The sequence below is a fragment of the Paenisporosarcina sp. P4_B8 genome (assembly GCF_056402175.1).
Map to the genome: position 1 here is coordinate 35,617 of NZ_JBFUHX010000007.1, position 15,429 is coordinate 51,045.

Genomic DNA, 15,429 nt, shown 5'->3' on the forward strand with positions numbered 1-15,429 from the left:
TCCTACCTTTTATCTAGATGTTTTAGTTTTCTCTCTACTCTAATAACCATAATCATGATTAAGCCATGCTGCCACCTGCGCCATGGCGTCCAGGTGGAATTTGGGTCGTATGGGTTCACCTTATTGACCATCCAGAGGGTACCATCGTTCTTGCTGATAAGTACAGCTGGAGTAGGGCCGTAGTCGGAAGCCCTATACGAAGCCATGAAAAAATAACAAATGCCAAGACGTTGCCTTGGCATTTGTTTGCTTCTGTTATTTTATCGGTTCAAGACCGATTGAGCGTAAGTAGTCTTCTAATCCTTTATTGCCGTGTTTTTCTTTTGGTTTTTTATTTTTTGGAGCATCAGGTCCTACTCGTAAGAAGTTCTTTTCAATGAAGCGAACATCTTTTTCGTCAACAATACCGTCTTGATTTAAGTCTTCTTTCTTATGATCCTTTCCGTAAAAAGCAACCACTTGGATGACATCAGAAATATCAATCATTTTATCGCCATTCACATCTCCCGCAGCAGCTGTAGGCTGCTTACCCGCAGCGAATAAATACTGTCCAATATCCTCGCCCCAAGTCGTTTTTGTACCTAAATTCACTTTTTGAATGCTCTTTAAATGTCCAGGAGCATCTACAACGATATCGTATGGTTCTTTTGATAACGGAATATTTTTCACACTAAAATATCCTTGTGCTTGGTCAACTGTTCCTGGATATTTCACTCCGTTAGAATCCTGCGCGTATACTTTTGCTCCAACCTTAGTTAAATCTTTAGTCCATTGACCGCTGAATCCTTCAAGGCGCAAATATGAATCTACATAGGAATGCTTCGGTATAATTTTATAGCTGTCAATTTGGTTGAACAGAGTCATTTTTGTTGGTTCAGACTCTCCAAACTTCGTGTAGCTGAAGTCTTTCGTATTTTCTTCTCCGTCCATTGTATCTGCAAGAATATAGAAATGATCGTCTACTAGCTTAAACGTTACATCAAGGAACGGGCTGTCCCCGCTAAATCCTTGGAATCCATTTCCGTTTATATGAGCTCCTACGTTAACGCTCTTTTTAGACCAGGTATAAACTGGGTGCTCCTTTACGACTGGTTGGTCTATGGTTACAGTTAAGCCTTTATCTTGAGCATATTGTTGGAACTCTTTATTCACTTTTACATCTAAAAATTCAAAATTCTTATAAAAACCAAGATCGTACGTACCTGACATAAGTTTCTCAACATTGTTCAAACTTAAAGTCATTGTTAACGTATCGTTTTTATACACTTTTTCTTTATCGTAAGTTGGCACTACATAAGGCGTACCGTCCTTTACAAAGGCATAAGGATAGAAATCATTTAATAAATGGGCGTTTGTAGCCTTATCCATTGGGAATAAAACAACGGTTGCCGGCCCATTCTCAATGTCTTCTTTCTCAATACCAAATTTCACGTCTCCGTTTGCTTCAACAGGAAAATCTCCATCCGGTAAGAATTTCTGATTAAAATAATACCAAAGGGTGTTCGAAGACTGTGTCATGCCAAGTGGTGCTAATAGATTTGTACCTTCATCATATAGATTTGCATGAACCCAAAATGCGTTATGAGCTTCACCGTTAAGTGTTTCTTGTGTAAAATCTGAATCTTTTAACTCGTACACCTTACCTGGAGCTTTATCTTTAAAGGTAAGCTTAGGTAATGTATTGTCAATAACAAATATTTGCTCTTTCTCGTAAGTTTTACCGTCTGCATCTACTGCTCTAAACTTCAGTGTATATTGACCTTCTGCTAATACTGATTGTGGTAGGTTACTATCCGTTATCTCATCTTTCGGATCTCCAATAAACGGATAGTAAGAAGCGCCATATTGTATAAATAAATCTTGGTCTATCGGTGCTGTTTCAGCATCGATAGGTGTTCGACTTGTGCTTCCTAGTGCACGACCGTCTTTGTCATAGATAATCGCTCGAACATTTTTCATCGGGCTATTTACTTTGAATTTCAAAAATCTCATAGGACCCGCCATAAATGGATGTGCAGGAGTCCATAACACGTTGCTGAGGGCTGGACTATCCGTTTCAATACTTTCAATACCTTTATCAACTGCACGAACAGCGAACGGAACACGATAGCTTTCTTGTGGATTTGCATGATTGACAATATTCACATAACCTTCGTATCTGCCCGTTTTTGCTGTTCCTGGTACACGAATCGTCGCTGTTAAATCAGCCGATTGTCCCGGTTCAACAGTAATCGACTGAGCAGATGTTGTCATTTCTACCTTATTGGACACTGCGTCAAGAACCCCACTTTTAGCCTTCGAATATTCATAACTGATATCAAAAGCTTTTTGCCCGGTTCCGTTATTTTTAATAACAATTTTTCGACTGTCTTCATTCGTATCGTTTTCTTTTTTATAAATCGTACCATAAGCAATTGAACCTGTTTCTTCGTCAATCGTGACAAGGCTGCCGTTTTCATCTTTATTTTGAGTCTTGTCCATAACTTTAACAGATACGTCTGCATGAACGGCTTCTTTTACATCGACTAATCCTGCTCCTATTTCATATACAGAATAATCGCTAGATAATTTATCTGATGTATTCATTAACGCCGCTTTCACATCAAACGGAGTGTAGTCTGGATGTTCTTGTAAAATAAGAGCAGCCATACCAGCTACATGAGGCGATGCCATCGATGTTCCAGAAATACGTGCGTATGCTGACGAATAATCGATTCCGTCTTCTGGACTATGAACGTATTCCGGATAAGTGGAATAGACAGATACACCAGGTGCTACTACATCAGGTTTGATGTCATAGTTCTTCGTAGCAGGTCCTCTTGAGCTGAAGCCCGCTAGATGATTTCCTTCTGTCACAACTGAACCAATATTACTAAAAGTGATGGAAGAAGATCCTGCTGCTGCTTTTAAACGCTCTCCATCCGCCTTCGTTAAACGAAAAGCAGGGATGAAATTGGTATCATTAGCCAGATACTGGTCGATTTCGCCATCGACATTGTTATACACAATCACAGCGACTGCTCCTGCTTTTTTAGCATTGACTACCTTATCGACAAATGTGTACGAACCACGCTGAATTAATGCAACTTTTCCTGTTAAGTCAATTGGTTGACCATTTGCATCTTTAAAATCGTTCTCCCCACCTAAACCAACATGGACGATCGGATATGATTGGTTTACTAACGTTTCTAACTTATCATGAAAACCTTTACCTAACAGCTTCATGTTGTTGAACGTTTCATTGCCAACAGTTGCCGATGCTGTAGGAATGCCCACTGGGAAGTCGCTTGCTCCAACTGTAATAGCAAACGCGGCTGTTCCTGGAGAACCAAGCGTTTTCTCACCCGGCCCTGAGTTACCTGCTGCTACCGTACATGTCACACCAGCAAGTGTAGCATTATTAATAGCAATGGATTCTGGCATTAACGGATCGTTTACGGGAGCACCCAATGACAAGTTAATAACGTCCATTCCATCTTGTACAGCTTTATCGATACCTGCAATAATATCGGTAGACCATCCGCTACCCCATGGACCTAACACGCGGTAACTATATAAATCAACATCAGGCGCTACACCTAAAGACGGAAAATCAACACTATTTTCCCCTTGACCTGCAATCGTACCTGATACGTGAGTACCGTGTGACGTATAATATGAACCATTAGGATCAGTCGGCTTTCCTGCATTTACCCAATCTTGATACGTCGTTTCGGTTGGATCAGCATCATTATCGACAAAATCCCATCCCTTTACAGTTGCCGGATCAATAGTCGTTGAATCTTCTCCATCTTTTTTACGATATCCTTTATATGCGTCCGCTAAATCTGGATGCTTATAATCAATACCTGTATCAATGACGCCAACTTTAATTCCTGCACCCTTAACGTCTTCTCCATGCAAATCTTCAATACCTGGAAGAGGAATATAATTCTCTTTCAACGTATTGGTAGAAGTATTTTGCGCAGACACACTGAGCTTCTCTGATAACGATGTCGTTGTGGTCGATTTTCCATTACTAGCTGTCAAATCATTCGTATTGGAAACTTCTGGTCCGACTGGATCAATTTTCACAACGCGATCTGCAAAAATTTGGCTTACTAAGCCAGACTCTAATAGTTTTTCCACATCTGTTCCTGGGAGTGTCATCGCTACTCCGTTAAACGCGTGCTGGTATTCTCTAGTAATCTTAATTTCTGGTTGTGAAGCAGGAGTAGACGGAGTGATGTCACTACTTTCTGCTTTTTGTTCCACCAATCTTTGAACAGAATCTTTAAACTTTTTATGAGAATCTTTAACCTTTTTAGCAGCGTCTGTCAACGAAATCTCGTTTCCAGCTATTTGCTGCTGAATGACTGCTACTTTTGCTGGAGCTTGTTTAAATTGTACAATAACGCGAACTTGCTCAGAGCTGTTGACGTTGATTTGTGGTGAAATTCCCACTTCACTCTCGGTGCTAATTTTGTTCATTGTTTCTAGCTGCTCAGGGGTTAAATGATATGTCCCTGATTGAGCTTTACTTGGATTGATTCCTTGAATAGTGCTTTGGCTTTGGCTCGGGCTAAAACCTAAAACATTATAAGGAACGACAGAAGTCATTAATAATGTAGCCATGGTTGTCTTTGCAAGAATATTTGAAAACCTATTTTTCTCCAATTTTCTTCTCCCCCTTATTAGTAACGTAACGTTTAAAAATTTCTAATATTTAAACATTAAAATAATTCTACTAGATTTGATTAGTTTTATGTATTGGGGGAATTCCGCATTTTTTATTCCATTATTAACGACATAAAACGACAAACTTACTTATTTTCATGTGAGAAGTATATCAATAATGTAAGAAAATGTAAGGAATTTGCAGAAAAATAATGGAAAAATAAATGTAGACTATCATATTATTAAGTCGAACGGTTAATAATAAAAATAGCTCAATGAAGCAGCAGCTCAATTATTTAATGGAAGTTACCATCTATATGAAAATGAGAATGGTGAACCTTTATTCTCAACTATCGATAGCATTTTCACCTCTTTAGATAGTGATAACACTGGAATCGTAATCACAGTTTTATCTATGAAGTCTTTAGAATAGTTTATTGGAGGTAAAGGTCAGGACATTGGTAATCGCTCACGTATGAAAAGATAAGATTATAATAATGGCCGATAGTAGTTTATCTAACACAAATGAACACGGAGTATTTAACTTTGATGACATTACTAATAAAATTACGCTTTTTAAAAAATCTTTTGTACTTGGACACTCAGGAGCAAGAGGGTACGATGATCCTAAAGGTTATGTCGACTTTCAACAGTTTACAGATTACTATTTGAAAATTAATAATGAAGTTCTACAAAACTGTAGTGGAGAGTTGATATTAAAAGGATTGGGAGATTCGTGGCTCAATAGTTTTAAGAATCTTGGTACTGAGGCTTAAGAACACCTATTTTGTTTCCTGTTATGTAAGTTGGAGGAAGACCAACCTGGTTTAATGTTCCCGAAGATTTATTCCTACGACTCTAAAACAAAAGAAATTTCATTTTCAAACAAAACTTCGGTAATTGGAGATACACCGGCCCTTAATATTATTAAGCCCTATTTGCTAAATAAGGATATTAATAATATGGAGTTTGATAAATTAGTTGATTACTTAAAGAAAGGATTTAATGATGTAGCTATGAATGTAAATACCGTTGGAGGACCAATTGATGTTTATATTTTAAGTGCTAATTCCTATGAATCTCATTGGAAGAATCTCAAACTAAAAATTAATCAATAGTTGTTCTCCGCTGTGGTATAGGGTACCCCCTTGGAACAAAGCACTTCCCCTGCATCGCTAGTTTAAGTGTAACATTTCACAATGGATGGCCGAAATCTACTTGATGGACGTAAAAATAGACCATCTAAATGATGGTCTTGTTTAACTAAACACCCGTTAGTTGAAGAAGAGTAAATTCTTTGTTGACCTAAACCCACCCAATATTAACAGTATCATCATGAAAGAATTCAATTACATATTTCTGAGTTGGGCAATAAATATATAAATCACTTCCTAACCAGACTATCTCCTCAACATTCCTTAATAATCCTTTAGTTAAATTAGTTTTTACACATGGATGACTATCGTATCCCCAAAAGATATATATGGGAGTTGAAGTATCAAATCCTTTAGAAATTAAAAGTGAAGGAACGATTTTAATTTCTTGGTCATTTATTTCAACTCGGTTAACACTACCATTTCCCCAGTCAATTCTGTTCCAAAAAGCAATTGGAAAATTCCCACAGAAATCTTCTACAATTAAATTACTTTTATTAGAATCTAGAATTTCAAATACTTCCGTTTCGCCGAACACTTCTAGAAGCAGAACCTTTACTTCATTCTCTTTTCGAATTCCTTCTTGGATAATTTCTTTTTGTTTCCTTGCCTCTAGAATCTCATTTAATCTCTTCTGTCTTTCTTCTTTGTTCACTCTAATGTTCAACTCCTTCACTATTTATTTTTATTGAACTAACCTGCTGCGTTAGTTCAATAAGAAAGAGCTGCATAAGTAGCCCGAGGATCTTTAACTAAAGCAACCGTTAGTTGAAGAAGGTTATTTAATATTATCAATATTAAAGTGGAACCAACTTTATCCTACTATTTTAGGCGATGAGCATAACCCTTCAAACACTACATTGTTTTCTTCGTATGTCAAAGGACCAACTACATTGATTTCATTTCCAAGATGCGCTGCTAACTGAAGTACATAAAATACTGCCTTTCCAGGTCTGGTTGGCAATCTTTTCATGTTTTAGGCTATGGTTTACTGTAGACGTTGAATCAACCAATAAAATGCTATAACAAAAATAAGGCAAGACGCTGAGATCATCATTTTACGATACCATGGGAACCTGCGCAGCCAAATCAAGAGAGGCAGTAATAGACACAATACCATGAACTGCCCCGTTTCCACGCCTAAATTAAATGAAAGGAGTGTGCCAATCAAATTGCTCTTTGGAAGTCCCGTTTCGGCCAAAGCCCCGGCGAAGCCCATGCCGTGAATCAGGCCAAATAAGGCTGTCAAAAGCCACCGCCATTTTGCCTTTTGAACAAACATATTTTCCACTGCCACATAACAGATCGTCAGGGCAATCAAGGCTTCGACCCAATGCGAACTGACCTGAATACGGTCGGTGGCCACCAAAAATAGTGTTATGCTGTGGCCGATAGTAAAAGCAGTAACAATTTTCAACGCATCCTTAAAGCGAGATGCGATTAATACTAAGGATAACAAAAACAGCAAATGATCGAACCCGGTCAAAATGTGTTCGATTCCAAGGACAAAGTATTTCCATAGGACGGATTCACTTTCAGGCTGAGCAATGGTGATCTGAACATCTTTTTTTTTGGTATCAAGAATATTCTGATAGAAATATTCCCCTGAATGGACCAAAAGTACATTCGTATGTAGAGGCGTATCTTCAAACATCAGATTGTAATGAAGATTAAATTGTTCGATCGCTTCATCGGCGGTTAACCTTAATTTAAAAATTACGCCGATAGTGGAAGCCTTTTCTGCCAACTCCATCGAAAGCATTTCCATCGTTAAGGGCTTCGAATCCACATCTATACGAAGATCTTTATGTAATACCGATTCGATTCTTTCTTTCTGCGAGGATAGTTCCTCGTTCTCCAGATGTTTATCCTTGTTGGTATCAAATTGTTCCAGCATGTCTATTTGATCAAGAAAAAGTTCATATTCAATCGTTTTCCCTTTAATGTTTAAAATCGAGTAACCCCTACTTTTGTCGGTATGGGCAAATGAAGTGCTGGGATTCGCACAAAACATTAAGGTGACTATGAACAAGGACAGGAATGCACGTATTTTCAAAGCGAGACCTCTTTTCATCAAAGTTTAAATCTAATCCCTTGGAGCGAATCGTAATTGTGTCAATAAATATTGAGCATCTAAATATAGAGCGTCCCGCAGCAAATATTTTGCCGCGGGACCTCTTTTCATCAAAGTTTGAATCTAATCCCTTGTGCGAATCGTAATTGTGTCAATGAATATTGAGCGTCCCGCTGCACATGCTGCTGTGATTTCCTCCCATACAAAATTCACTGCCCCTGTTGTTCCGTCATTGTATATGGCCTCAACCTTTGCAGGTAGTGCGGGTATTTCGCCTATGTTCGTATCCACGGTAACCGGTTTGAAGTCTACGATGTCTTCGGTATTACAGTTCCTGTTTCAAGGACGCTAATCTCCGCAGCCGGAAGCACCGGCGCTAAAATTTTCATTTCCGACAAACCGACATTTGGTCCGCTTCCACCGGATACCTGGAATTTGACCCATGTCACCGTCTTGTCAGGGAAAGTTACAGAATAAGCGCTCCCGTCATTCGGGATTCCTGAAACCGTCACAGTGCTTCCGTCGCTAAAGGTAAGCGTTCCGCCGGGCGCCCAGTCAGCTAAATAGGGCCGATCATAGAAGGTAATCTTGCTGATCGTTTGATTCGTCGTCCAATTCACCTGGATCCATGGATTCTGTTCTCCCTTGGACGCCCATTCGCCCGATTGCCCTATGATGCCATCGAACACTTTGTCGGGAGAACGAGCGGCATCGTAATACGATGAAGCGGTAACTGCGGCGGTCCACGCTGGGATCTTATTAACAGTTACTCTAATGCTTGTTGTTAAAGGCACGTTATTGGGATTTGCCACCCCATTTGGCAAAGTTACAGTTCCATTTACAGTGAGGGTCTGCGCCGTCGTGGCAGTGGGATCATAGTTTGAAGCATCTACATTCCATGTCACATTGGCATTATCCACCCTGCCTGCATCGGTATCCAAGGATACTTTCTTTGGCAATCCAAGGGCGTCCGCTGTCTTCGCCGTTCCGATTGCCACCTCTGTTATGTCAGCAGGTACTGTGATGCTGTTCAATTTTTTTTCTTGAATCTCTATCAATTCAAACCAGCGAAAAACCCAAAAACCTGCATTTACATTCAGCCTTATTTTATGTGAGCCTTCACTCAGTCTGACCGTTTCGGATTTGATGACATAGTTGGTCGGACCCCCAGTTGAGATTGAGGTTCTCGTTTGAGGTACTCCATCTACCAGGAATTCAACCTCTCCCGTATACCCCGCGTTTGATGCCACCTTGTAATTTAATTGATAGAATCCCGATTTTGCCACATCTACGTTATATTCCATCCAGTCGCCTATTTCCATAGCACCCACTCGCCATGCGGGTCCGCCATCATTAATCCGTTGATTTCTAAGTACAGCACCCTGTTTCGAATTGTAGTTTGCACTTTCTATCCTTCCTGGCACCAATGCTGAACCAGGCAATACATCTAAAATATTTACATTAAAGCTGGCTGTCTTTCCACCTAGAGTCACAGCCAGTTGCACTTTTCCTATACGAAAGGACTTAAAGCCGGTAATATTATCAACCGTTACGTTTTCCACTTTTGTTGTTCCATCGCTGTAAGTGCCATTCACAACCAGCCCGTCTATATTAAGCCCATCTCCCCGCAGGTAATTCAACTTTGTTGGCAGTTTAGTTATTTCGATGCTTTGCAACTTAACGTTAGAAGTCTCGTTGGCAATTGCCATGATCTGATCTGTAGACAATGCTTGATTGTAAACCCTTACTGCATCAATACGTCCATTAAAGCTATGTTGGCCTCTACTGTCTGCACCGATATACGTTCCCGTTGTTGGCGTAGAAGGAGCTGTTGTATTATTGGTTACCTGTGTGCTCTTGCCATTGATATAAAGCTCCCAGGTGCCGTTTCTTCTTGCCGCCGTGATATTGGTCCATTGGCCCGCCGTCAAAGCAGTCTGCGATCCAAGGATCGTCTGCCCGTTGATCGCAATGGACACCTTATCGCCTTGGTCATGATCCAGCACGATGGAATATCCATTGGTAAGGCCATCTCCATTGGACAATATTTGTTGAGATCCTGAGGTTGCACCATTCCACTTCACCCAGGCTGTTAGCGTTAGATTGTTCTTTTTATTGGATACAAGATCTGTACTTGCATAATTACCGTCTGCACCGTTAAGGCTGAGTGAAGCGGAACCTTCCATTTTATCCGTCTTATCATAGGCAGCACTTCCATGCAAAGTTGCATTAAACCCATTCTTGATACTGTCGTTGCCATTGTCGTTAAATCCCCACATCCTTTTGGGATCGTTAGTATCCATAATTTGGAGTTTATCTATGTTCACACCCGCTGCGTTGCTATCGCTTTTTATGACGATCTTGTTATTTGGACCCGTATTCAACTCAACAGGTACCACCAATTCGTTATACGAACTCATGCTTCCGGTAGTCGGAAAGCTGAGCGTCTGTACTTTGGCTCCATTTACATATATTCCCTTGGTAACATTGGCAGCATCGGTAGCATACCTGATTTTCAATATTTTGTTGCCGCCAGAAGCTCCTCCGTCAACCTTGAGCGACTCGATATATGCTTTTCCATCGTTCATTTTCACGTACTTGCCGCCGGACGGATTTATGTCGTCGCCAGCGGTTGCATACGCGAATACACTATCCTCGGCTTCATACATGCCGGTTGTATTCGGGTGCAGACTCACAGTACCTTCCCATATGGTTTTTTGTGCATTTACATCCCTTCCCTTTATATGTAACTTGTCTTTATATACATCAACAATCATAGCTTGATTATTTAAAACGGCACCGTCTCTTACTGCAGTGAATCCATTGGTGTACATGTTGCCTTCTATCTTAGTATCGTCGTGAAGATGTCCTGTTGTTAAAATAACCTGTGGATATTTTTCAAGGATATCTCTGAACTTCTGTTCCTGTACCAAATTTTCATTATAATTATCCGAAGAATATGACTTGGATACAGTCTGGTGAATAGGATTATGCGTGAACACAAAAATCGGCTTGTCCGGAACAGCATTTTCAGCAAGCTTGCTTTCAAACCAGGCTAACTGTTCGTCGGACATATACGCGTAATTGGTCGGTTTCTTATCAAACCCTAAAAATATGAAGTCATAGTCTTGTATTTCCCGGTGGTAATACACCTTCTCTTCTGGTATTCCTGCCTTTTGTATAAATCTGTTCTTCGCTACATTAAAATCCGGCTGCCAATCGTATTCATGATTTCCCATTGCATAATATACCGGCGGATGATCTTTTACAGAATCGATAGCATTTCTTATGGCGTCATATTCACCGCTATCCCCGAGATTGGTTATATCCCCGGCTAAAACTATTGCACTTACATTATTATTTTTAGCATCCGTTACAGCTTTAGCCGTTTTACCCGTATCGCTATGCGTGTCCGACATTGACATGAAGCTGAAGATAGGATCTTCCGTAGTGTTTTCTGCCCCTGCTGCAGAGCCTTCTGCCGCAGTACTGCCTACTACACCCATCAGGGCCACATTCACCAGCATGAGTGATAGAATTGGCTTTTTTAGCCTTTTAAGAAATAGCATAATTAAACCTCCTGTTATTCTTTGTAATACTCAATATGAAATGGCCGTTTGTCGTCTTGCTTAGCCCGTTAAGGGGTCCCTTAGTGGGGTTGAAAATCAGGATTTTATATTACTTGATCACTTAGCTGGAAAAATTCGCGTTTTGAAGGCGGCGTCGAATCTTGTTGTCCCTCCCTCGTCGTAAAGTTTTTGAGCTAACTTCGCAAGCATTGATCCTATACAACTCTTGCTACAAGATTTCCACTCCCTCCAGAATCAAATTTGCTTAACTGCTTAATAGTAAGTGATAAATTTTAATAGAGTGTATATCCAACGTAAAGGTTTTGTAATGTTCCGCCAACGACAACGGACAATGCGCCAAGCGGCTGGGTCAATCAAGATGTCACTGTAACCTTAAGCGCGAGTGATAACGAATCGGGTGTAGCCAATACCTACTACACGGTAGACGATAGCACTGAGCAAACGGGAACGACCGTCGTATTGTCAGAAGAAGGAGTTCACAAGCTTGTATATTGGAGCGTAGACAAAGCAGGCAACGTAGAACAAGCGCATACGGTATCCGTTAGTATTGATAAGAAAGCTCCGTCGATCGCGGTGACCGTACCTCACCCTGCAACGGGATACCGGCTCATATTTCATATGTAATGTGAGAGTTAAAGGATTTTAGTACGAAACAATATTTGAAAGGAAATCGCGCTACTCCCCTTCAATGCTAACTTCCAAAAAATTAAATAAAAAAACTGTAGACAAACTCAAAAAATGCGAGTTTGTCTACAGTCTGAGCTTATTTATCAGGATGGACTTTACTTTATACCCATGATATTTCTACTGGGAGTATATGTGTAAAATCTGTACTCAATTGCTTTTCATCATCATTCAATAACAAGTGGATGGATCCATGATCGGCAGATGTCCGTATCAAACGGCCAATTCCTTGTTGAAGGCGTAACAACATAAACGGCAATTCGACTTCTGCAAAAGGATCATTAGAAAATTTTCGTTTCGCATCGAACAAAGGATCATGCGGAGGGAAAGGTAAATCAAATATAATCACACGTGTTAAAGCTTCTGCAGGCAAATCAAGCCCTTCCCATAAATGGTATGAACATAATGTAGAGATATGTCCTGCTTGGAAATCACGCACAATGGATGATAATTCACGTTCTCCTTCAAAAACCATACCAACTCTTTCTTCCACTGAAAGGGAATTTTCAAAATTCACCATATCACTCTTCGACTTGAACAATAATAAAGTGGGCTCTTTAGATTGTAAGAGTAGTTCTCGTGCTTTCTTTGCTTTCGTTTCACTATCGACAGAATGACCAAATATCTGCATTACTTGGTCGTAATCAAATGGAGATGGAACACTAAACGAATGGTACTGATCGATACCTAAAGCATCTGAAATATAGGTGAAGTCTTTATTAACCGATAAAGTGGCTGAAGAGAAAACAACAGGCAATTTATTTGTGAATAATTTTTCATTTAAAATATCTGTTACGAGACGTGGCATGATGACTAATGTCTCAATACCATCTTTTTCTTCCAACCAATCGACCGCATCTCCATTTTGAACAAATAATTGGAGTGAAAACACATATTGTTCTAAGTATTCCTCAACCATACGAAGATCATATTCATCAATCGTATAAAGCTCTGATTCAAATACAAATTCTTCTAAAATTTGTTCTACTAATTTCACAAGCTGTTGGCCAAGCTGAAGAACGCGATCTGTTTTATCTATATGGAGACGTTCTCCTTCTTCACCATGTGCATGAGTCAGCAATTCTTTGAAGAAATCATCATGTAAGTCCTGCAATCTTTCTAGCAATTGCAATGTCTTTTCACGTACGCCATCCTGTGCGACACGGTCAATCAATGACACAAGCGTTTGGCTCTGTACTTCATAAGTCAATGCACGTTGAGCAGCGAATTCCAATAAATGACCTTCATCCAGTACAATCATCGAAACGTCAGGAAGTAAAGGCATCTGTCCTTCACGTACACGCGATTCTTTTGTCCAAATGTGTTCCATTAAAAAATCATGCGAACAAATGATCAAATCTCCAGCTTCACGGTAATTTTGTCGATGAATCGTTTGACCGCAACGGTTGCGGATATCACAAACGGCACATTGCTGAATCGGATGATAATTTACTTTTTGCCAATCCTCGTCACTGACATCCGGAAAAGCACTGCGCTCTCCGTATGGGTAAACCGATTGGAGCGACTGATGACCGTACACAAAATCAGGAATTCCATCTTCAATTTGTTCCAGGAATTCTTCATCATTCGTTTTTTGTTCGTGCTCAAGTCTCTTTAAACATAAATATTGGTCACGTGACTTTGCTAGACGGACATCAATGTTCCATCCTAGTGAATCTTGTAATTTTTGAATATCTCCTTCTTTTTTAACGAGCTGATCAATTAACGTCTCATCAGCACACGAAATCAAAGCAGGTTTTCCTGTGTATCGCGCATAGGAAATTGCCGGAAGTAAATAAGCAATCGTCTTCCCTGTTCCTACGCCAGCTTCGGCAAACAAAACATTTTTATTTTTCAAAGATTTTTCAATCTGATAGGCCATATAAATCTGCTCATCACGACATTCGAATCCTTTTTCAGGCAGTTCATCATAAAGAACGTCACCCATCCAATCACCTAGTGATTCAAAAAAAGAGCGGTCTTTCGTTAGTGCAAATGGTAATGTTTGTTTCATAGTGATCCCCTTTCAAACGATAAGAAAACGGATAGGTTGACCTATCCGTTTTGGGTGCTATTCACGAGGTGATTTTTTACCCCAATATTGATAATAGTTTGTTTCGATAAATCCATTAAATAATTTGCGTTTCTTAGTCGCTTTACGCCCGTATAACGTTTCGAAGTCTGCCATTGATGACAACATATAAACAGACCATGTAGGGTAACTATCCATTATACGCCCCATATCATGAATCATGTCTTCAATCGTTTCTTTTTCCCCGATACGCTCACCATAAGGTGGATTTCCAATCATAACACCGTCCAAAGACGAAGTTGTGAAATCTCTTAATTGACGCTGTTTAAAATGAATTAAATCGGCAAAGCCAGCTTCAATTGCATTGTTTTTTGCAACATCAATCATTCGCGCATCTATATCAGAACCTGTGATATCTAATGGCTGATCATAGTTCGCTAACTCTTCAGCTTCCAAGCGAACATCTTCCCATATTTTTTTTGACATCCATGGCCAGTCTTCACTAATAAAGCTACGGTTATACCCTGGAGCTAAGTTTTGACCAATCATCGCTGCCTCAATAGGAATTGTCCCAGACCCACAGAATGGATCAACAAACGGGCGATTAGGATTCCATTTTGAAACATAGACCAGTGCAGCAGCCAATGTTTCTTTTAATGGAGCTTCCCCTTGATCTAAGCGATACCCTCGTTTATGTAAACCGACACCACTTGTATCAATGCTTAATTTTACTTGGTCTTTAAGTATACTAACTTCAATCTTAAATGTTGCACCGGACTCATCCAAAAAACCAATTCGTTTATGAGCCAATTTTAAACGTTCCACAATTGCCTTCTTAACAATTGCCTGACAATCGGGCACACTGAATAATTTCGATTTAACAGATTTCCCTTGAACAGGAAAGGCTGCATCTACCGGTAAATATTTTTCCCAAGGAATCGCTTTTGTTTGTTCAAATAATTGATCAAATGTGGTGGCTCTAAAGTCACCAGCTATTATTTTGACACGGTCCGCTACTCGTAGCCACATGTTGGCACGGGCAATGGCATGCTCGTCCCCTTCAAAATATATTTTTCCGTTTTCAGTCTGGGTTTCATACCCCAATTTTTTTACTTCATCTGCCACAATGGATTCTAACCCCATTGCTGATGTTGCTACTAATCGATGAGTCGTCATCATCTCATCCTTTCTTTTAACGATCATTGTTTCATTTATTTGCTTATTTATTAATAAAAGCTC

The 15,429-nt window shown here is 39.8% G+C and carries 9 protein-coding genes and 1 pseudogene; 3 read left to right on the top strand and 7 right to left on the bottom strand.

The window, feature by feature from the left end:
- Positions 1-255: 255 nt before the first annotated feature.
- On the bottom strand, positions 256-4,656 hold the full coding sequence (locus tag AC1DSK_RS08440; protein WP_477547920.1) for a S8 family serine peptidase: 4,401 nt from the start codon (positions 4,654-4,656) through the stop codon (positions 256-258).
- Between the two features lie 497 nt (positions 4,657-5,153).
- Here AC1DSK_RS08440 and AC1DSK_RS08445 point away from each other — a divergent pair, with 497 nt between their 5' ends.
- Positions 5,154-5,432, top strand: a complete 279-nt coding sequence (locus AC1DSK_RS08445) for a hypothetical protein (protein WP_477547921.1) — start codon at positions 5,154-5,156, stop codon at positions 5,430-5,432.
- Positions 5,433-5,618: 186 nt separating this feature from the next.
- Positions 5,619-5,774 (top strand): hypothetical protein, encoded by a 156-nt coding sequence (locus AC1DSK_RS08450; protein WP_477598170.1) that lies wholly within the window; start codon positions 5,619-5,621, stop codon positions 5,772-5,774.
- A 187-nt stretch (positions 5,775-5,961) separates the two neighbouring features.
- On the opposite strand, the gene AC1DSK_RS08455 is transcribed toward AC1DSK_RS08450, so the two are convergent.
- The 4 genes from AC1DSK_RS08455 to AC1DSK_RS08470 form a co-directional block, all read right to left on the bottom strand.
- Positions 5,962-6,465: a CDI toxin immunity protein gene (locus AC1DSK_RS08455; protein WP_477547923.1), complete on the bottom strand. Its 504-nt coding sequence runs from the start codon at positions 6,463-6,465 to the stop codon at positions 5,962-5,964.
- A gap of 333 nt (positions 6,466-6,798) precedes the next feature.
- Positions 6,799-7,866, bottom strand: coding sequence for a HupE/UreJ family protein (locus AC1DSK_RS08460; protein WP_477547925.1), 1,068 nt, complete (start codon positions 7,864-7,866; stop codon positions 6,799-6,801).
- A 141-nt stretch (positions 7,867-8,007) separates the two neighbouring features.
- On the bottom strand, positions 8,008-8,175 hold the full coding sequence (locus tag AC1DSK_RS08465) for an Ig-like domain-containing protein (protein WP_477547926.1): 168 nt from the start codon (positions 8,173-8,175) through the stop codon (positions 8,008-8,010).
- 17 nt (positions 8,176-8,192) lie between these two features.
- The gene (locus tag AC1DSK_RS08470; protein ID WP_477547927.1) at positions 8,193-11,453 is read right to left on the bottom strand and encodes a DUF7402 domain-containing protein; all 3,261 of its coding nucleotides are present in this window, start codon (positions 11,451-11,453) and stop codon (positions 8,193-8,195) included.
- Between the two features lie 387 nt (positions 11,454-11,840).
- Between AC1DSK_RS08470 and AC1DSK_RS08475 the strand changes: the two are divergent.
- Positions 11,841-12,098: pseudogene (locus tag AC1DSK_RS08475) on the top strand (OmpL47-type beta-barrel domain-containing protein); the annotation flags it as partial.
- Between the two features lie 163 nt (positions 12,099-12,261).
- Here AC1DSK_RS08475 and AC1DSK_RS08480 read toward each other — a convergent pair.
- Positions 12,262-14,172, bottom strand: coding sequence for an ATP-dependent DNA helicase (locus tag AC1DSK_RS08480; protein ID WP_477547928.1), 1,911 nt, complete (start codon positions 14,170-14,172; stop codon positions 12,262-12,264).
- A gap of 57 nt (positions 14,173-14,229) precedes the next feature.
- Positions 14,230-15,366 (bottom strand): THUMP domain-containing class I SAM-dependent RNA methyltransferase, encoded by a 1,137-nt coding sequence (locus AC1DSK_RS08485; RefSeq protein ID WP_477548016.1) that lies wholly within the window; start codon positions 15,364-15,366, stop codon positions 14,230-14,232.
- Positions 15,367-15,429: the final 63 nt, after the last annotated feature.

What these genes read in the sequence shown, in the direction of transcription:
- AC1DSK_RS08450 (WP_477598170.1), top strand. Translation starts at nt 5,619, where the DNA reads ATGGAGTTTGATAAATTAGTTGATTACTTAAAGAAAGGATTTAATGAT.
- AC1DSK_RS08445 (WP_477547921.1), top strand. Translation starts at nt 5,154, where the DNA reads ATGGCCGATAGTAGTTTATCTAACACAAATGAACACGGAGTATTTAAC.
- AC1DSK_RS08485 (WP_477548016.1), bottom strand. Translation starts at nt 15,366, where the DNA reads ATGACGACTCATCGATTAGTAGCAACATCAGCAATGGGGTTAGAATCC.
- AC1DSK_RS08480 (WP_477547928.1), bottom strand. Translation starts at nt 14,172, where the DNA reads ATGAAACAAACATTACCATTTGCACTAACGAAAGACCGCTCTTTTTTT.
- AC1DSK_RS08470 (WP_477547927.1), bottom strand. Translation starts at nt 11,453, where the DNA reads ATGCTATTTCTTAAAAGGCTAAAAAAGCCAATTCTATCACTCATGCTG.